At 56.9% G+C, this 18032-nt stretch carries 16 protein-coding genes; 15 read left to right on the top strand and 1 reads right to left on the bottom strand.

The window, feature by feature from the left end; all coding sequences use genetic code 11:
• The first annotated feature begins 17 nt into the window (after positions 1–17).
• The 12 genes from I6G90_RS07535 to dcuC all read left to right on the top strand — a co-directional run bounded on the left by I6G90_RS07535 (position 18) and on the right by dcuC (position 13341).
• Positions 18–791: an ABC transporter substrate-binding protein gene (locus tag I6G90_RS07535; protein ID WP_197930546.1), complete on the top strand. Its 774-nt coding sequence runs from the start codon at positions 18–20 to the stop codon at positions 789–791.
• A 186-nt stretch (positions 792–977) separates the two neighbouring features.
• The gene (locus I6G90_RS07530; protein WP_042053114.1) at positions 978–1718 is read left to right on the top strand and encodes an ABC transporter permease; all 741 of its coding nucleotides are present in this window, start codon (positions 978–980) and stop codon (positions 1716–1718) included.
• Positions 1719–1721: 3 nt separating this feature from the next.
• Complete coding sequence (locus I6G90_RS07525; protein ID WP_005337302.1) at positions 1722–2414, top strand: ABC transporter permease; 693 nt, start codon at positions 1722–1724, stop codon at positions 2412–2414.
• A 209-nt stretch (positions 2415–2623) separates the two neighbouring features.
• The gene (locus tag I6G90_RS07520; protein ID WP_197930545.1) at positions 2624–3283 is read left to right on the top strand and encodes a TIGR01621 family pseudouridine synthase; all 660 of its coding nucleotides are present in this window, start codon (positions 2624–2626) and stop codon (positions 3281–3283) included.
• 26 nt (positions 3284–3309) lie between these two features.
• On the top strand, positions 3310–3990 hold the full coding sequence (locus I6G90_RS07515; RefSeq protein ID WP_197930544.1) for an HAD family hydrolase: 681 nt from the start codon (positions 3310–3312) through the stop codon (positions 3988–3990).
• A 224-nt stretch (positions 3991–4214) separates the two neighbouring features.
• A complete protein-coding gene (gene hppD / locus I6G90_RS07510; RefSeq protein ID WP_197930543.1) occupies positions 4215–5354 on the top strand; it encodes a 4-hydroxyphenylpyruvate dioxygenase in 1140 nt (379 codons plus the stop codon).
• Positions 5347–6498, top strand: coding sequence for a homogentisate 1,2-dioxygenase (locus I6G90_RS07505; RefSeq protein ID WP_197930541.1), 1152 nt, complete (start codon positions 5347–5349; stop codon positions 6496–6498). The genes hppD and I6G90_RS07505 overlap by 8 nt, the downstream gene beginning before the upstream one ends.
• A gap of 10 nt (positions 6499–6508) precedes the next feature.
• On the top strand, positions 6509–7504 hold the full coding sequence (locus tag I6G90_RS07500; RefSeq protein ID WP_197930539.1) for a fumarylacetoacetate hydrolase family protein: 996 nt from the start codon (positions 6509–6511) through the stop codon (positions 7502–7504).
• Between the two features lie 139 nt (positions 7505–7643).
• Positions 7644–8279: a maleylacetoacetate isomerase gene (maiA, locus tag I6G90_RS07495; protein ID WP_197930537.1), complete on the top strand. Its 636-nt coding sequence runs from the start codon at positions 7644–7646 to the stop codon at positions 8277–8279.
• 462 nt (positions 8280–8741) lie between these two features.
• Positions 8742–10238 (top strand): C69 family dipeptidase, encoded by a 1497-nt coding sequence (locus I6G90_RS07490; RefSeq protein WP_197930535.1) that lies wholly within the window; start codon positions 8742–8744, stop codon positions 10236–10238.
• A gap of 481 nt (positions 10239–10719) precedes the next feature.
• Positions 10720–11958 (top strand): peptidase T, encoded by a 1239-nt coding sequence (gene pepT / locus I6G90_RS07485; protein ID WP_197930533.1) that lies wholly within the window; start codon positions 10720–10722, stop codon positions 11956–11958.
• A gap of 9 nt (positions 11959–11967) precedes the next feature.
• Positions 11968–13341, top strand: coding sequence for a C4-dicarboxylate transporter DcuC (gene dcuC, locus I6G90_RS07480; RefSeq protein ID WP_197930531.1), 1374 nt, complete (start codon positions 11968–11970; stop codon positions 13339–13341).
• Positions 13342–13441: 100 nt separating this feature from the next.
• Here dcuC and I6G90_RS07475 read toward each other — a convergent pair whose 3' ends face one another.
• Complete coding sequence (locus I6G90_RS07475) at positions 13442–13966, bottom strand: acyloxyacyl hydrolase (RefSeq protein ID WP_197930529.1); 525 nt, start codon at positions 13964–13966, stop codon at positions 13442–13444.
• Between the two features lie 1057 nt (positions 13967–15023).
• On the opposite strand from I6G90_RS07475, the gene I6G90_RS07470 reads away from it, so the two are divergent.
• The 3 genes from I6G90_RS07470 (at position 15024) to I6G90_RS07460 (ending at position 18032) form a co-directional block, all read left to right on the top strand.
• On the top strand, positions 15024–15395 hold the full coding sequence (locus I6G90_RS07470) for a hypothetical protein (RefSeq protein WP_197930527.1): 372 nt from the start codon (positions 15024–15026) through the stop codon (positions 15393–15395).
• A 20-nt stretch (positions 15396–15415) separates the two neighbouring features.
• On the top strand, positions 15416–17167 hold the full coding sequence (locus I6G90_RS07465) for a polysaccharide biosynthesis/export family protein (protein WP_232254433.1): 1752 nt from the start codon (positions 15416–15418) through the stop codon (positions 17165–17167).
• A 64-nt stretch (positions 17168–17231) separates the two neighbouring features.
• Positions 17232–18032 (top strand): ABC transporter permease, encoded by an 801-nt coding sequence (locus I6G90_RS07460; RefSeq protein ID WP_139473516.1) that lies wholly within the window; start codon positions 17232–17234, stop codon positions 18030–18032.

The following is an 18032-nucleotide window of genomic DNA, read 5'->3' as shown; positions in this document are numbered from 1 at the left end:
TTATCAAGGAGAGATACATGAACAAGCTGATGCTGGCGACTGCCGTAGTCACTGCCCTCGCGTCCGGTAGCCTGATGGCCAAGGAGTGGAAAGAGGTACGGATCGGGGTTGAGGGTGCCTATCCCCCCTTCTCATGGACCGAGCCCAGTGGCGAGGTGAAAGGTTTTGATATCGACATCGCCAACGCCCTGTGCGAAGAGATGAAGGTGAAGTGCACCCTGGTCAAGCAGGACTGGGACGGCATCATTCCGGCGCTGCTGTCGCGCAAGTTTGACGCCATCATCGCCACCATGGACATCACCGAAGAGCGCAAGAAGAAGGTGGACTTCACCCAGAAGTACCAGCACATTCCGGCCCGCTTCGCTGCCAAGAAGGGCACTGACGTCAAGCTCGACAAGGCTTTCATGGATGGTAAAACCGTGGCGGTGCAACGTGCGACCTCCATGGATACCTACATCACCGACAACTTCCCGAACGCCACCATCAAACGTTACGGCACCGCTGATGAAGCTTATCTCGATCTGAAATCCGGTCGTGTCGACTATGTGATGGCCGACTCTGCCGCCATCACCGACGGTCTGCTGAAGAAGGAAGGGGGCGATGCCTACGAGTTCGTTGGTCCGAAACTGACCGATCCCAAGTGGTTTGGCGAGGGTGCCGGTATCGCGGTGCGCAAGGCTGACAAGGATCTGAAAGAGAAATTCAATGCCGCCATTCTGGCGCTGCGTGCCAACGGCAAGTACAAGGCGATCAACGACAAGTACTTCGAGTTCGACGTATACGGCGAGTAAAACAAAGAGACGTTTACGGCGAGTAAAGGCAGTGCCCTCTCCCTTTGGGAGAGGGCAGGGTGAGGGGACTTGTGACGTTTTGCTCAACGACAAGTAACAGGCCGATTGGCTCACCTCGCCAGTAGTCCCGGGGCCCATGTTCTCTGTGTGGAGCAATGGGCCCTATTAATTGCAATGGAGCTGCCCATGTTTGATTTGAAAGGATACGAAGCCTCGCTGCTGGAGGGGGCCTGGGTCACCCTGGAAGTGGCGCTGGCCTCCCTGTTGCTGGCGTTGCTGCTGGGGATGCTGGGGGCGCTGGCCAAACTCTCTCCCTACAAGTGGGCCCGGGCCATCGCCACCGGCTACACCACCATCATTCGCGGTATCCCCGATCTGGTGCTGATGATGCTGCTCTTCTTTGGCGGCCAGGTGCTGATCAACGGCATCTGCACCTGGGTTAACGAGGCTTACAACAACTGGTTGCTGGAAAGTAATCCCAATCAGGAGTGGGTCTCCCTGCTCCCGGACTATATCGATATCAGCCCCTTTGTGGCCGGGGTCGCGACCATCGGCTTTATCTTCGGCGCCTACATGACCGAGACCTTTCGCGGCGCCATTCTGGCGGTGGACAAAGGCGAGCTGGAGGCCGCACGCGCCTTTGGCATGCGGGCAACCCAGGTGTTTGTGCGGATCCTCTTCCCCCAGATGATGCGCCACGCCCTGCCGGGGTTTGGCAACAACTGGCTGGTGCTGCTGAAAACCACCGCGCTGGTCTCCATCATCGGCCTTGATGACATGGTGCGCAAAGCCTCGCTGGCGGCGGGTTCAACCCAGCAACCCTTCACCTTCTACATGGCGGTGGCGCTGATCTTCCTGATCTTCACCGCAGTCTCCACCTCGGCGCTCAAGTGGGCCGAGCGCCACTATGCCATAAAGACGAGGTAAGCCATGGATTTCTCAATCATTCTCAAAGAGTGGCCGACCTACTGGGAGGGGCTCTATACCACCGTCTGGCTGGTGGCCCTCTCTCTGATCCTTGGTCTGATGTTGGCGGTGCCCATGGGCATCCTGCGCAATAGCCGCAACTGGCTGATCAAGGGGCCGATCTGGGCCTATATCTACTTCTTTCGTGGCACCCCGCTGCTGGTGCAGCTCTTTATCATCTACTACGGCGCCGCCCAGTGGGAGTGGCTGAAAAACAGTGCCGCCTGGTCGCTCTTCTCCGAAGCCTGGTTCTGCGCCCTGCTGGCCTTCACCCTCAATACCGCCGCCTATACCGCCGAGATCGTGCGCGGGGCGGTGCACAATATGCCGCGTGGCCAGATTGAGGCAGCCAACGCCTTTGGCATGACCCGCTGGCAGACCCTGACCCGGATCATTTTGCCCAACTCGTTTCGTCGGGCACTGCCTGCCTACAGCAACGAGGTGATCTTCATGCTGCAAGGTTCGGCGGTGGCGGGCATCATCACCATCGTCGATTTGACCGGCGCGGCGCGGATCATCAACTCCCGCTACTACAGTCCGTTCGAGGCATTTTTGACCGCCGGGCTGCTCTATATGCTGCTCACCTTTGTCATCGTCTGGCTGTTCAAGAAGTGGGAAGCGCGCTGGCATGCCCACCTGCGCCCGCGCAATGTGTAAGGGTTGAGCTGCCAAGATGGCCGAAAATGGCCCCACCTGTTGCAGGTGGGGTCATTTTTTATCTTCTTCGGCTTTTTTCATCTTCTTCGTCTGTCCACCCGGTTTGGCCCACCCGGTTTGCCAAATGGCGGCCGAGCAGGGAGAATGCAGCACTCCCGAGCGCAGTCAGCCGTTGGCTGCGTGCCTTATCCCCCAGTTCCCGAGGTTTTATGTACCGGATATTGTTTGAGCATCCCGCTTTTCTGGTTATCGATAAGCAGCCCGGCATCGGTATGCACGACGAGAAGGGCGACGGTGAAGCGGTCAATCCGGGGCTGGTCAATCGCGTGAAGGCCGATACAGGTCTGACTCTCTATCCGGTGCACCGGCTCGACAAGATGACCTCCGGGCTGGTGCTGCTGGCTCGTACCACGGAGGCGAACCGCGAGCTGAGCATGGCTTTTGCGGCCCGCGAGGTGAGCAAGCAGTATCTGGCGCTCTCCGATCGCAAACCGAAGAAGAAGCAGGGCTGGGTGAAAGGGGATATGCAAAAGGGGCGCGGTGGCAGCTGGCTGCTGGCGCGCACGCTGGAAAACCCCGCCATCAGCTGGTTCGATTCGGTGTCGGTGCGCGAGGGTCTGCGGCTCTATCGCATCAAGCCCCAGACCGGCAAGACCCACCAGATCCGGGTTGCGCTCAAAAGCATCGGTGCCCCCATCCTCGGGGACGAGCGCTATGGCGGCACGCCAGCCGAGCGAGGCTATCTGCACGCCTGGCGACTGAGTTTTTCGCTGTCGGGGGAGCCGTTCGATTTTGTCTGCCCGCCCGATGTGGGGAATGAATTTGTCACCCCCGAGCTGACAGCCGCGATCGCCACCCTTGTGCCCTGACTCTGATGCAACTTGAGCCTGACACCATGATTCATTCAGCAAAAGAGCGTGATGCATCCAATGCCTCTGACGGGAGCACTCCGCGCTGGATCCTGGCCGACTTTGACGACACCCTGGCCCCCGGCGACAGCCACGCCGGTCTGTTGCGCTATATCCTGCGGCGCCGGTTCTGGCCGCTGCTGCTGTTGCCGGTGATTGCGTTGGGCGGGATGGTCTATTTGCTGCCCAGCCAGCGGCGCCGTGGTATCTCCCTTATCTGGTGGGCCATCACCCTGGGGCTCTCTCCCTTGGGCTGGCGCAAGCTGGTGCGTGGCTATTGCCGCACCAGACCGGGACTGTTTCGTCAGGCTCGCGAACTGCTGCAACGCGAGGGGGCACGCTGCTGGGTGATCTCCGCCAGTCCCTGCGCGCTGGTGCGGGCCCAGCTCTATCAGCAACTGCCCGGCCAGTTGCCCCACCGGATCATTGGCTCGCAGATGCACTACCGTTTTGGCGGCCTGATGCCGCGCTTCTATTGCCACGGTCAGCACAAGCTGCTGCCCGAAATCTGCGCCCTCGATGCCGAGCTGGCCCTGAGCGACAGCCTGCACGATCTGCCGCTGCTGGGGTTGGGGAAAGAGGCGTGGTTGATCAACCCGACGCTCACGCGGCTCCAAAAAGCCCGGGCCCGCTTGCCCCATCTGATGGTCAAAAATTGGCAACTGTAAGCCAAAGCTGACAGCCCTGCGGGTCGTCACCGTTTGATCCGCAAGGTTGTGGTCTTAATGTCACAATCTGTTTACATCTTTTGCTGCCAGCTGCGAAAAACTATCTGCATCTCGCCTCTTCTCTTCCTGCTACGCCCTGCCTCTAATGAAACAAGTTGTTAACACTTGCTGCGCCGCTGGGTGCTGCAATCCGTTTTAACCGAATCAAGAGCAAGGAGCGCCCGATGAATGCCACCTCTTCCGCCACCCATACCATCAATCCGCTGAGCTCGAATCCGTTAGGAACGGACGGTTTCGAGTTTGTCGAGTACACAGCCCCCGATGCCAAAGGGATTGCCGCCCTCAAGAGCCTGTTTGTCTCGCTCGGGTTTGCCGAGGTCGCCAGGCATAAACACAAGCAGTGCTGGCTCTACCGGCAGGGGGACATCAACTTCGTGGTCAATGCCGAACCTCACTCCCAGGCGGAGCAGTTTGCCAGCCTGCACGGGCCGAGCGTTTGCGGCATGGCGTTTCGGGTGAGCGATGCGGGCAAGGCCCAGCAGTTCGCCATCACCAAGGGGGCCAAGCCCTTTATTGGCAAGATTGGCCCGATGGAGCTCAACATTCCCGCCATCTACGGTATCGGCGAGAGCACTCTCTCCTTTGTCGACCGCTATGGCGACAAGGGCTCCATCTACGACGTGGATTTTGTTTTCTACCCCGACTGGCAGGCCCGGATGGCCGAGGTGGATGCCGGTCTCATCGAGATCGATCACCTGACCCACAATGTCCATCGCGGCAATATGGATGTCTGGTCCAACTTCTATGAGCGGATCGGCAACTTCCGTGAAATTCGCTACTTCGATATCGAGGGCAAATTGACCGGGCTGCACTCTCGTGCCATGACCGCCCCCTGCGGCAAGATCCGCATCCCCATCAACGAGTCGGCGGATGACAAGTCCCAGATTGAGGAGTATCTGCGTCAGTACAAGGGGGAGGGGATCCAGCATATCGCCATGGCTTCCAGCGATATCTACCACACCATCCGCACCCTGCGCAGCCGCGGTACTGGCTTTATGCCGACGCCGGATACCTACTACGAGAAGGTGAACTGCCGGGTCGAGGGGCATCAGGAGGATCTGGCGGCCCTCAAAGATCTGCGTATCCTCATCGACGGCTCCCCCACCAAGGATGGCATCCTGCTGCAGATCTTCACCGATACCGTGATTGGCCCGGTCTTCTTCGAGATCATCCAGCGCAAGGGCAACGAAGGGTTTGGCGAGGGAAATTTCAAGGCGCTGTTTGAATCGATCGAGCTGGACCAGATCCGCCGCGGCGTGCTGGATGACGCTGAGCATGGCAAAGGAGATCCAAATAATGCGTAACTGGATAAGTTTCCCCCATCGGGAGGGGACCCACTCCCGACAGGCCCATGCCGATCTGCCCGAACAGGCCATCTATGAGCGCGAGCTGGGGCGCAGCGGTTTTTTCGGTCCCGCTACCCACATGCACCACAAGCATGCCCCCACCGACTGGAGCAGTTGGGAGGGGCCACTGCGGCCACGGCTGTTTGACTTGAATGCCCTGCAAGAGGAGGTGAGCTCGCTCTCCCCCTGGGTGGCCCCCGATATTCTCAGCAACCCCCACTGTCGCTACCGGATTTGGCGGCTCTCCGAGGCGATGCCGTTTCTGGTGCGCAATGCCGACGGTGACGAGCTGCTCTTTATCCACGAGGGGGGCGGCGAGTTCTTCTGCGATTACGGCCACCTGACCTTGCGCGATGGCGACTATGTGGTGATCCCCCGTGGCACCATGTGGCGCATCGAACCCGGTTCGCCCATGTTCATCCTGATGATCGAGGCGACCAACGACAGCTATCAGCTGCCGGACAAGGGGTTGGTGGGCAATCACGCCATCTTCGATCCGACTGCGCTGGATGTTCCCGCTATCAACGAGCGCTTTTTGGCCCAGCAGGATGAGAATCCCTGGTCGCTGCAGGTGAAGCGCCACGATCAGGTGTCGGTCATCACCTGGCCGTTCAACCCGTTGGATGCGCAGGGGTGGCACGGCGACTTGTGCGTGGTGCGCCTCAACTGGCGGGATATCCGCCCGCTGATGAGCCACCGCTACCATCTGCCACCGTCGGCCCACTCCACCTTTGTGGCGAGCCGCTTCGTCATCTGCACCTTCGTGCCGCGCCCCATCGAGAGCGACCCCGGAGCCCTCAAGGTGCCCTTCTATCACAGCAATGATGATTACGACGAAGTGCTCTTCTACCACGCAGGGGATTTCTTCAGCCGGGACAATATCGAGCGGGGCATGGTCACCTTCCACCCTGCCGGTTTTACCCACGGCCCCCATCCCAAGGCGTTTGCGGCGGGGCAGGCCTATGCCAAGAAGTTCACCGACGAGGTGGCGGTCATGCTAGACACCCGCGATGCGCTGAACGTCGGCAGCCTTTGCGAAGGGATCGAGAACACCCGGTATGTCTCCAGCTGGCAGCGCCCGGACGCGGCTGCCGGCAAATAAGGAATCGCTTATGAAATTGGCAACATTGAACAATGGCAAGCGCGATGGCGCTTTGGTGGTGGTGAGCCGGGATCTGAGCCGTGCGGTTCGGGTGAGCGAGATTGCCCCGACTTTGCAGGCCGCCCTCGACGAGTGGGCCGAGGCTGCCCCCAGGCTCGAGGCTGTCTATCAGCAGCTTAACGAGGGCCACGTTGGTGAGGCGTTCCCCTTTGACGAAGCGGCTTGTCTCTCTCCGCTGCCGCGCGCCTACCAGTGGGCCGATGGCAGCGCCTACGTCAACCATGTGGAGTTGGTGCGCAAGGCACGCGGCGCCGAGATGCCCGAGAGCTTCTGGCACGATCCATTGATGTATCAGGGGGGCTCCGACAGCTTCCTCGCACCCCGTGGGCCGATTGTCATGGGCTCGGAGGAGTGGGGGATCGATTTCGAGTCGGAGGTGGCCATCATCACCGACGATGTGCCGATGGGGGTGAGCGCGCAGGGGGCCGCCAGCCACGTCAAATTAATGATGCTGGTCAACGACGTGAGCCTGCGCAACCTGATCCCGGGGGAGCTGGCCAAGGGCTTTGGTTTCTTCCAGTCCAAACCGTCCAGCGCCTTCTCGCCGGTGGCGATCACCCCGGACGAGCTGGGGGATGACTGGCGCGATGGCAAGGTTATGCTGCCCCTGCGCACCCATCTGAATGGCGCCCTGTTCGGTGCACCGGATGCCGGGGTGGATATGACCTTCAGCTTCTTAGAACTGATTGCCCACGCCGCCAAGACCCGTCCCCTTGGCGCTGGCTGCATCATCGGCTCGGGCACTGTCTCCAACTACGATCGCAGCGCCGGTTCATCCTGCATCGCCGAGCGCCGCATGCTGGAAATTCTTGATTGTGATCAAGCTACAACCTCCTATTTGCAGTTTGGTGATAGAGTGTCGATCGCGATGGAAGATCGCTCTGGCCAAAACCTGTTTGGCACCATCTCTCAACAAGTGATGCCTGCGAGCGGTCAGGGAGGTTGATGGCCAGCGCCGGTTGGTGGCAAACCTATTCGGGATATGTCCGGATCACGACGAGCCCTCAACCGGTGCCGGATACACAAGGAGGCAGGTGGTGAGCACCTGCCGGGCTTCGGGCCCAGATTAAAAGCAGGGACAGATTATGTTGCAGTTGTTTGGCTATTGGCGTTCGTCGGCAAGTTTCCGGGTGCGGATCGTGTTGCAGCTCAAGGGGCTCGCCTACGAGCAGCATCCGATCAATTTGCGGCAGGGCGAACAGCGCGAGAAGGCCTATCGCCGCCTCAATCCACAGGGGTTGGTGCCGTTTCTGGTGGATGGCGATCTGCAGATCGGCCAGTCCGTTGCCATCATGGAGTACCTCGATGAGACCTATCCCGCCTACTCCCTGATGCCCTCTGCTCCCGAGGCGAGGGCCTGGGTGCGCCAGATCGTCAATATGATCGCCTGCGATATCCACCCGCTCAACAATCTGCGGGTGCTGGGCTATCTGGAAGAGCACTTAAGGGTCAACAAAGCACAGGAAGCGGACTGGTATCGCCACTGGATTGACGAGACCTTCACTGCCCTCGAACAGCTGTTGATGACCACCGCCGGTGTCTACTGCGTCGGCAATGAAGTGACTCTGGCCGACTGCATGCTGGTGCCCCAGGTCTATAACGCGCGCCGTTACGACATGACCCTGGACGATTACCCCACCATCCGCCGCATCGTCGCCAACTGCGAGCAGTTGCAGGCCTTTATCAAGGCCGCCCCCGCAAACCAGCCGGATGCGCAGTGATCCGCTGACACAGCTGAAAATGACGGGATGACGTGATCACGTTATCCCGCTATCCGCCCCCCTCTTGGTTGATCTCATAGCCGGTTTGCCTCCGGCGCTGCTGGTGAATCGACTTATTGTCAAAAACTCCACTCTTGTCACAGTTATCAATATTTTGAGTCGTCATGCGCTTCATTGTTAGTGTTTTGCGTTATTAATCACACTCCCATCAGTTGATTAAGCCTAGGATTGCCACGCCTGAGGTATAGGCGAAGGGGAGATGCGAACAGGTCGCCTATCAGGGGGCGCCTGGGTTTCTGTCGATTGTCCCGCGATTTGTCCGCACCTCTCTTTTTTCATTTTTTACGGTTTGATGGCCCGCACTGCCCGGCCGCTGTCACTGTGGCTATCCCTTGCGACAGAGGCAGGTTGACTGGCGAGCCACCGTTTATTTGCAACCACTCTGTGCAACAAGGAGATCTCATGCATTCCTTCAAAAAGTGCGTCGTCGCACTCTCCATCAACCTTGCCCTCTTCTCGTCGGCGTTCGCCTGTACCACCTTGCTGGTCGGCAGCGAGGCCAGCGCCGATGGATCCATGATGGTGGCCCGCAGCGCCGACAGCGATGCCCTGAAAGCCCAACATTTTGTGATCCATCCGGCCAAGCAGGGGCAAAGTGGCGTGCACAGCTCCAAGGCTCACAACGGCGCCAATGATTTCAGCTACCCCTTGCCGAAAAACTCCCTGCGCTATACCACAGTGCCGAACTGGAAGACCCAGCTGCACGGCGCCACCGGGTTCAATGAGAAGGGGGTAGGGGTGAGCGGCACCGAGTCCATTTTCGCCTCACCCGAAGCGCTCGCCTTTGACCCCTATGTGGAAGACAAGGGGATCACCGAGGATGACATTCCCGATGTGCTGCTCTCCCGGTCCACCTCGGCCCGCGAGGCGATCGCCTTGCTTGGCAACATCATCGAGACCATAGGCGCGGGAGAGGGATTTGGCGTTGCCGTGGTGGATGACAACGAGCTCTGGTATCTGGAGACCGCCACCGGCCACCACTGGATGGCGCAGCGTCTGCCGAAAAATCACTATTTTGCCACCGGCAATCAGGGCCGCCTGCAGCAGTACGATCCCGCCAGTGCCGACATGATGGGCTCGAAAAATCTGATTGAATTTGCCACCGAGAAGGGGCTCTACCATCCGCAAAAGGATGGGGCGTTCAACTTCTCGAAAGCCTATACCCGCGATGACGAGCGGGATCGCACCTATAACGATCCGCGGGTCTGGACCATCCAGCAGATGTTTAATCCCTCGCTCAAGCAGGCGGTGGATGCCGGTCGCCAGTTCCCGGTCACCCTCTCCCCCGAGAAGAAGATGACGCTGGAGGAGGTCAAGGCGGTGCTGCGCAATCACTATGATGGCACCGAGCACGATCCCTACAGCAAGGGGTTGAACGGTCAGGAGCCGTGGCGCCCTGTCAGTGTGTTCCGCACTTATGAGTCCCACGTGATGCAGGTACGCCCCTGGATGCCTCGCGAAGTGGGGGAGGTGACCTATGTGGGCCTCGGCATGGCGGACTTGACCGCCTTCGTTCCCTACTATAGTGGGCTGGAAGCCTATCCGGCGCACTATGCCATGGGCAGCGACAAGGCCGACAGCGACTCCATTTACTGGAAATATCGCAAGCTGCAGACCCTGGTGATGACCGATTACCCCAAATTGGCCCCCATGGTGAAGCAGGCGTACCAGAGCTGGGAGGCGAAGATCGCCAAAGAGCAGAAAGAGATGGAAGCCAACTATCTGAAAACGGTCAAGACCGACAAGGTTGCCGCCAACAGCATGCTTAACGACTTCAATCTGCGGGTGATGCAGGAGGCCGAAACGCTGACCGACGATCTGACCAACCAGATTTTCACGGTGCGCACCCAGGATATTCAGGCCGATATCTTCTTCGCCAACAAGGCGAAAAAGGATTAATCGCGACGCACTCATCATGCCAAAGAGGGGCCCCGACGGTCAGCCTGAGCGGTCGCCGGGCTGACCGGTTCCTCTGAACACTTTCCCTCTATCGATGCCGGAGCCTGTGCTCCGGCATTTTTCCTCTATGACATCCCGCCAATGTGTCTGGCTGGCAGTGGATTTCGCTACCCGATACGAAAGCAGAGACTTTCATTCAGGTTTTTATTTCGCCTTTCAGCATATCAGGCATGTGATCAGCTACCCACTTTTGGTTATCTGATGGCTTTTATGCAGCTTTTCTGTGTTATTTATCACTACCCATTGATTCGACTGTGATGGGCACTCTCTTTATCCATCTCATTTTTCTCGTTAATCCAAGGCGTTATCGCTTCATCAGACGGCTGTTTGCAGAAAAAGGCGGCTGCTTTCTGAATAAGGTGACCGCGCCGCCGGATCTCGTCACGGCATCATATCCGTCACTACTCACAGGACTACCGCAATGCAGATTGTCGACCGATTTTTGGGATACACCGCCATCAATACCACCACCAACCGTGACGCGGGGGCCGCCGGGGTGATGCCCTCTTCTCCTGGGCAGCGGGTGCTGGCTGACAAGGTGGCAGAGGAGCTGATCGCCCTGGGGCTGACCGTGGAGGTGGCGGACAACGCCATCCTGACCGCCACACTTCCTGCCAATGTGGCGGGGGATCTGCCCACCGTGGCCTTCTTTGCCCATCTCGATACCAGTGCCGAACACACCAACGATACCCATGCCCAGGTGGTGGCCTATGAAGGGGGGGATATCTGCCTCAATGCCGCCCAGCAGATCACCCTGCGCCAGAGCGAGTTCCCCGAGCTGGCCAACTATGTCGGCGATCGGATCATCGTGACCGACGGCACCAGCCTGCTGGGGGCCGATGACAAGGCGGCCATCGCCGCCATCGTCAATGCGGTGGCCTATCTGCAGGCGCATCCAGAGATCCCCCACGGCACCATCAAAATTGGTCTGGTACCTGACGAGGAGCAGGGGCTGCGCGGGGCCAAGGCGTTCGATACCGAACGTTTTGGCGCTGACTTTGCCTACACCCTCGACTGCTGCGGGATTGGCGAGCTGGTCTATGAGAACTGGAATGCGGGGGATGCGGAGTTTGTCTTTCACGGTGCCTCGGCCCACCCCATGTCGGCCAAGGGCAAGCTGAAAAACTCCCTGCTGATGGCGCACAAGTTTATCGCCATGCTACCGGGGGGCGAAGCGCCTGAATATACCGAGGGGCGTGAAGGTTACTACTGGGTCAAGCAGATGCAGGGCAACAGCGCCCAAACTGTGCTCAAGCTGGATGTGCGCGACTTCACTCAGGAGGGGTATCAGCAACGAATGACCCTGCTCGACACCCTCGGCAAGAGCTGTCAGGCACTGTGGGGTGAGCAGAGCGTGAGTTACCACTTGAGCGATCGCTACAGCAATGTCTTCAACAGCCTGCAGGGGGAGAACCGCTATCCCATCGAACTGGCGCTGGCCGCTTATGAAACGCTGGGCATCACCCCCAAGCCCATCCCGATGCGCGGTGGTTATGATGGCGCCGTGCTCTCCCAGAAGGGATTGCCCTGCCCGAACCTCTTCACCGGTGCTCACAACTTTCACTCCATCTACGAGTACCTGCCGGTTAGCTCCCTCGAGGCGGCCAGTGCCGTGGTGATCGAGATAATCAAGCTCACCCATGCCCGTTTCAGCCGCTAAGGAGTCGTCATGTTGCAGGTAGTGATTGCAGTGCTGGTCATCGTGCTGGTGGCCAGACTGATCCTCAAAGGCTATCGGGCCGAGCCGGTGCTGTTTGCCGCCGGTCTGGTGCTGATGGTGGCCAGCCAGCTGGCAGGGTGGGGGAGTGTGCTACCCAAAGGGGTCGAGAGCACCGGGATTGCCCTGTTTGACCCCTTCGAGGTGATGCGGGATCTCTTCAGTTCGCGGGCGGCCGATCTGGGGCTGATGATCATGGCGCTGATGGGCTTTGCCCATTACATGGATCATATCGGTGCCAACGATGCGGTGGTGCGCATTGCGATTCGTCCGCTGCGCAAGCTGCGCTCCCCCTATGTGTTGCTCTTCTTCTCCTATCTGCTGGCCAGCGCGCTGCAACTGGCGATCCCCTCGGCGACCGGTCTGGCGGTACTGTTGATGGCGACCCTGTTCCCCATCATGGTGGGGTTGGGGCTGTCGGCCGCTTCGTCGGCCGGGGTGATTGCCACTTCCCTCGGGGTGGCTTATACCCCGACCGCTATCGACGCCATCCGGGCAACCGATGCGGTGGGCATGGGCCATAACGTGATCGAATATGTCTACACCTATCAGGGGCCGGCTGCGCTGGCGACGGTACTGGTGGTGGGGCTGATGCACATTTATTGGCAGCGTCGTTGCGATCTGCAGGAGGGGCACCAGCATCAGGGCGCGGCTGCGGTGGACGACTCAGAGCAACAGGTCGGAGTCCCCGGCTTTTATGCCATCTTGCCGATGCTGCCCATCATCATGGCGGTGGGGTTCTCCTCCCTGTTTGTCGATCACATCAAGCTCAACGTCATCACCATCGTGATGATCTCGATGTTTATCAGTATGGTGGTGGAGGCAGCCAGAACCCGTGACATGAAGCTGGTGTGCGGCGGTTTCAGCCACTTCCTCAACGGCATGGGGTCAGCGTTCAGCAACGTGGTGGGGCTGCTGGTGGCGGCGGGGATCTTCGCTCACGGCATCAAGGTGCTGGGGGTGATCGACATTCTGATCGTCGGCGCCGAACATGTGGGGCTGCCCGCCTTTGCCATGGCGATCGTTTTTGCACTGGTGACGTTGGTTGCCGCTATTATCATGGGCTCCGGCAATGCGCCCTTCCTCGCCTTTGTCGAGCTGATCCCGCAGATCGCAGCCAGCATGGGGGTCAATACCGCCGCCATGATCCTGCCGATGCAGCAGGCCTCCCACATGGGGCGCGCCATGTCGCCAGTCTCCGGGGTGATCATCGCGGTCTCCAGTGGCGCCAAGCTGACCCCGTTTGCGGTGATCAAGCGCACCTCGGTGCCCCTGATGGTCGGTTTTGTCTTCCATACCCTGATCGTGGGGATCTTCTATCTGTAACTGCCTCTTCGGTTATCCGGAGATGAAATAACGAAAAGCCTTCACGGGAGTGAAGGCTTTTTTGCATCGCGTTATGCCACTTGCAGTGGGGTGCCTCCAGCTAAAAACGATACTCGATATGGAGGGTATGGCTGTCGAGCCCCGGGTTCTTGTCATACATATAGGCGTTGGACATGTGCTCATACTGATAGCCGATCAGCCAATTTTTGGTGATGGCGTAACCGAGGCCGATACCCAGAGCGAACTGGAAGGGACCGCCGTAATCTTTGTAGCCATGGCCGCGGGTTCCGAATTGATGCTGATCGAGCCAGACCATTTCGCCGGGGATCCAGGTCACCCACTTACCCCATTGGCATTCGATACGGGCTCCACCTCCCAGTCTGGCGGTCTCTTCATCTTCAACCTTGAGCGTACCGCCACGAACCCCCAGTCCAAATTGGCAGCCAGAATCTCCCCAACGCCAAAACATATGGTGGAACTTGGCATCGGCAATTTTTATGTCGAGCTTTTCATTGCTGAAGGCGTTGCCAAGCTGCAGCACCGCGATATTGTCATTGGCCATCGTAGCCGAGCTGACGAGCAGTGCTGCCAGCAGGCCAATCCTTGAAAGAGTGTTAGCGTCCATGCCCCCTCCCGATCCTTGTTGTCATCGTGGTGATCCTATTGATCACCCTTCAGGCATAGTCAATCGGAGCAATCCTTGTCAATGGCGGGAGGGGCACTTAAAAAACAAAGACGCATTGGTTAATGCATAGCCTTCGTCATGTCTATTACATCAAGCAAAACCGAACTTGCTGTACGTTATTTGAGCTATTGGTCCGCGTGATAGAGGAGCAGCAGAACAGACAGCATTTGGTTTTGCTAAATGAATGATTTGGTTGTTTGAGGTATCTGTTAGATCACATATTACGCGGTTTAACGGAGATGTACGTTTGATTTCCATTGTTGCTGTAATTTCAAGTGATCTTTGTCACAAAATAAAATTAAATGGTGGGTTGGCTATATAACTAAAGTGATGGTTTAACATCGAAAAAATTGCTCGTTATAAGTAATACAGCAAATGTTTTTCAGCTGCCATCAATAAACTTGATGGAAAAGTCAATTAAAAACAATGTGTTATTGTATTTTTTACTCTGTATGTCACTATCGGTAGGAATTTTTTGAGTCTTGACCCAATCGTGCCTGATTGATAGGATTCATGAAAAATAAGAATAAGCATGATGTGTGTCACATAGTGACATTTCGTGTACGGGTTGGGTGCTTACATTGAAATCAATCTCGTTGGCTTTTTGAGCTGGCGAGCCTCGCTATAGTCCCTCCTATTTTTTTCTCATCCAGATTGTTTGTTTTTTACTCGGGAAGATGTCATTGCCGTGCGGTAGCTATGTCTATTGAAACGTATGGCAATTGTCGTGCGGTAGCTATGCATAATGTCATGGCAGTAATGGGCTCTTCGCGTGTTTAGAGCTTTTCTTCGTGCTCGTGGCCATCAAGTCAAGCTTCCCGTACACAGTTATCGTATGCGGCAAGTTTAACTTGCGAGTCAGAAAGCCGTCTCGGTGCGCACTGAGCGGAATGCGGCTACCTGCCTTGTTTCATTTCATCGAAAGCTCGCTTCCTCCAAGAATTTACGGAACACTACTTCGCATCTCGCAATGTGAACTAATGGAATATCTTGATACATGAACAACGTCACCCCGTTCCTGGCGGTCATCTTCGCCATTCAGATCGGTGGCTGCGCATACCAACCCAAGCAGGTCGAGGCATCTCGTCCCTTGGTTAACCCGGTTGATATGAATGCACAGCCCGTCATGCCAAGTGCAGTACAACAAGCGCTTAATACGCTGCCTCAAGGCTCGGCGTTCACCCATCACAACACCACATTTACGCTCGGGAAGCGTTATGTCTCGGCGCTCGGACGTGAGTGTGTCGAGCTGATTTACAGTCATCAGCAAGGGCACCAGCAACGCAGTGCAGCTTGCAAGAGTGCTGAGCAGTGGTACCAGGTTCCTCAATTGGATCAGGCATCTTTGGGCAATCTGTTTGCCGGGTAACAACGCGAAAGGGTTAGGTTTTGAAGATTAAAAGTAGCCGTTTGAGTGTGATGTTGTGGCTGGTCACTGCATCCTTCCCCGTACTCTCTGCCAGTGCCCCCAATCTGGCCCAAGCCGATGGCCAGACATTTGGCTATCAACTGACGAACAACAAAGGCTTGCACTCTGCACCAGGTGGTCAAGCCAATACAGATTCCACCACCGGCAGTTTTGCCCAGCAGAATCGGCAGGGTATGTTACTGCCGGGCGAGGCGGATGTGCGCAAGTTGTTGCCACAAGCAGAGGCCGGATTGCCTCCTCCATACGGTGCCAACCTGTTTGCCGGTGGTTATGAAACCGAACGCAGTGACGGGTTGAATGACAATTACCTGATAGCCGCAGGCGACAAACTCAATATCTGGATCTGGGGAGCAGTCAATTTTTCCAATGTGGTGACGGTGGATAATCAGGGCAATATCTTCATCCCTGATGTGGGCCCTATCAATGTCAAGAATGTGCCGGCCAGTCAGGTGAACGGGCTGGTGACCAGCCGAATTGGCGATGTATTCACCAACAACGTCAATGTTTACGTCAATCTGCTTACCACGACACCGGTCAGTGTTTATGTCACCGGCCCTGTCATCCGCCCTGGTCAATATGCCGGTCAATCCTCAGACAGCGTGCTCTATTTCCTCAAACGAGCTGGCGGGATTGACTCAGAGCGGGGCAGCTACCGCCAGATCAAGGTGCTGCGCCAGAATCGGGTGATCCAGCAAGTCGACCTGTATGAATTTATGCGGCAGGGCAAAATGCCCATCCTCTCCTTCAAGGATCAGGACGTGATCCTGGTGGAACCGCAAGGTCCGATGATCAATGTGGCTGGAAAGGTCCGTAATCCATTCCGATTTGAACTGACCCAGCGCAATACCTTGGGGGCGGAACTTATCAATTATGCGTTGCCGCTTGCCAAAGTGAGCCATGTCGGTGTGATTGGTGATCGTGCCAACGGCCCCTTCTCTGTCTATCTACCATACAAAGATTTTGCCAACATTCAGCTCAAAGATGGCGACAAAGTGCTATTCAACGATGACATGCATGCACAGGTTTATGATGTGCAGGTCTCTGGCAGCTATATGGGCCCCTCTTACTTTACTGTGCGCAAACAGACCAAGTTGCACGACCTGCTCAACCACATTCCGATTGATCCTCAGCTTGCCGATTATCAATCTATCTATCTGATGCGCCAGAGTGTGGCGGCGCGGCAGAAAGAGATGCTGGATGAGTCACTCAACCGACTGGAACGTAGTGTGTTCACAGCTCCTGCAAGTTCGGATGGGGAAGCTACGATTCGTGCCAAAGAGGCTGAACTGGTGATGCAGTTTGTCGAAAAAGCGCGCAAGATCCAGCCGCTGGGTAAGGTGGTGGTGGCCGACCGTGGCGTCATTGCCAATATTCAGCTGGAACAGGGTGATCAGATAGTCATTCCCAACAAAACGGATCTTATCCAGGTTGGTGGGGAAGTGTTGATGCCGCAAGCCGTGGTCTACAACGGAAAAGCAAACCTTGATGACTACGTGGCGTGGGCAGGTGGATTCACAGAACGAGCTAATGACAAGCGGATCGCCGTGGTTCATGCCAACGGGCTGGTGGAGTTTAAAGATCAGGGGAGTGTTCAGCCGGGAGATCAGATCCTTGTGTTGCCCAAGGTCGATAACAAAACCATGCAATCGGTCAAAGATATTACTCAAATCATCTATCAGATCGCCGTGGCTGCTAACGTAGCGATTAACTAATCCCGAATCTTCGCACCAGGCAGGCTTGCCGTCAGGCAAGCCTGCCGCACCATAAAGTACGCCAATGCATAAACCCATTCTCAATCAGACGCCACGGACCTCTTTACAGGTATTGCGCGATGTCGTCTTTGGCTTGCTTATTCGCGAGTTGAAAACCCGTTTTGGCAGCTACCGCCTGGGCTATGCCTGGGCGCTACTGGATCCGTTGCTAATGATTGGTTTTTTCAGCCTGATTTTTGGCCTGCGGAACCACAGTGGCTTTGGCGGCGCGCCAGCACCACTCTTTATCACAGCCGGGTATTTGCCCTTTATCTTTTTTAAAAATGTGGTGAGTAAACTGCAAACGGCAGTTAGCTCCAATATGGGGCTGTTTTGCTACCGTCAGGTCACCCCATTCTCAACCTTCATCGCGCGCTTTATGCTCGAAACCATGGTCGGGATGATGGTTGGGGGGATATTGATGTTGGGGCTAATCTGGTTTGGTTTTGATGCCATCCCCGCCGACCCGCTGCAGGTGCTCCTTATTTATCTGCTGCTGATGGTATTCTCATTTTCCCTCGGTATTGTTTTTTGTGTTATCTGCAATTTGGTGCAAGAGGCCGACAAATTCCTCAACCTGCTGATGATGCCATTGATGTTTATCTCTTGTGTCATGTTCCCGCTGGCCACCATTCCGGCCCAATATCGGCACTGGTTTTTATGGAATCCGCTGGTGCATGCCCTCGAGCTTATTCGCAGTGGCTGGATTGCCGGCTATAGCAGCCCATATGTTAGTTGGGAGTATCTGGCTGCTGTCACCCTGATTCTGCTCACCTTTGCCATGAGTTGCTATCGGTTGAGCCATCGCCGCCTGATCGCCAGTTAA

This window comes from Aeromonas allosaccharophila (assembly GCF_016026615.1).
Taxonomy (GTDB): domain Bacteria; phylum Pseudomonadota; class Gammaproteobacteria; order Enterobacterales; family Aeromonadaceae; genus Aeromonas; species Aeromonas allosaccharophila.
This window is presented reverse-complemented; position numbering and strand designations above follow the sequence as displayed.

Excerpts from the sequence above, each read along its gene's own strand:
- I6G90_RS07535 (WP_197930546.1), top strand. The coding sequence starts at position 18 with ATGAACAAGCTGATGCTGGCGACTGCCGTAGTCACTGCCCTCGCGTCC.
- I6G90_RS07530 (WP_042053114.1), top strand. The coding sequence starts at position 978 with ATGTTTGATTTGAAAGGATACGAAGCCTCGCTGCTGGAGGGGGCCTGG.
- I6G90_RS07525 (WP_005337302.1), top strand. The coding sequence starts at position 1,722 with ATGGATTTCTCAATCATTCTCAAAGAGTGGCCGACCTACTGGGAGGGG.
- I6G90_RS07520 (WP_197930545.1), top strand. The coding sequence starts at position 2,624 with ATGTACCGGATATTGTTTGAGCATCCCGCTTTTCTGGTTATCGATAAG.
- I6G90_RS07515 (WP_197930544.1), top strand. The coding sequence starts at position 3,310 with ATGATTCATTCAGCAAAAGAGCGTGATGCATCCAATGCCTCTGACGGG.
- hppD (WP_197930543.1), top strand. The coding sequence starts at position 4,215 with ATGAATGCCACCTCTTCCGCCACCCATACCATCAATCCGCTGAGCTCG.
- I6G90_RS07505 (WP_197930541.1), top strand. The coding sequence starts at position 5,347 with ATGCGTAACTGGATAAGTTTCCCCCATCGGGAGGGGACCCACTCCCGA.
- I6G90_RS07500 (WP_197930539.1), top strand. The coding sequence starts at position 6,509 with ATGAAATTGGCAACATTGAACAATGGCAAGCGCGATGGCGCTTTGGTG.
- maiA (WP_197930537.1), top strand. The coding sequence starts at position 7,644 with ATGTTGCAGTTGTTTGGCTATTGGCGTTCGTCGGCAAGTTTCCGGGTG.
- I6G90_RS07490 (WP_197930535.1), top strand. The coding sequence starts at position 8,742 with ATGCATTCCTTCAAAAAGTGCGTCGTCGCACTCTCCATCAACCTTGCC.
- pepT (WP_197930533.1), top strand. The coding sequence starts at position 10,720 with ATGCAGATTGTCGACCGATTTTTGGGATACACCGCCATCAATACCACC.
- dcuC (WP_197930531.1), top strand. The coding sequence starts at position 11,968 with ATGTTGCAGGTAGTGATTGCAGTGCTGGTCATCGTGCTGGTGGCCAGA.
- I6G90_RS07475 (WP_197930529.1), bottom strand. The coding sequence starts at position 13,966 with ATGGACGCTAACACTCTTTCAAGGATTGGCCTGCTGGCAGCACTGCTC.
- I6G90_RS07470 (WP_197930527.1), top strand. The coding sequence starts at position 15,024 with ATGAACAACGTCACCCCGTTCCTGGCGGTCATCTTCGCCATTCAGATC.
- I6G90_RS07460 (WP_139473516.1), top strand. The coding sequence starts at position 17,232 with ATGCATAAACCCATTCTCAATCAGACGCCACGGACCTCTTTACAGGTA.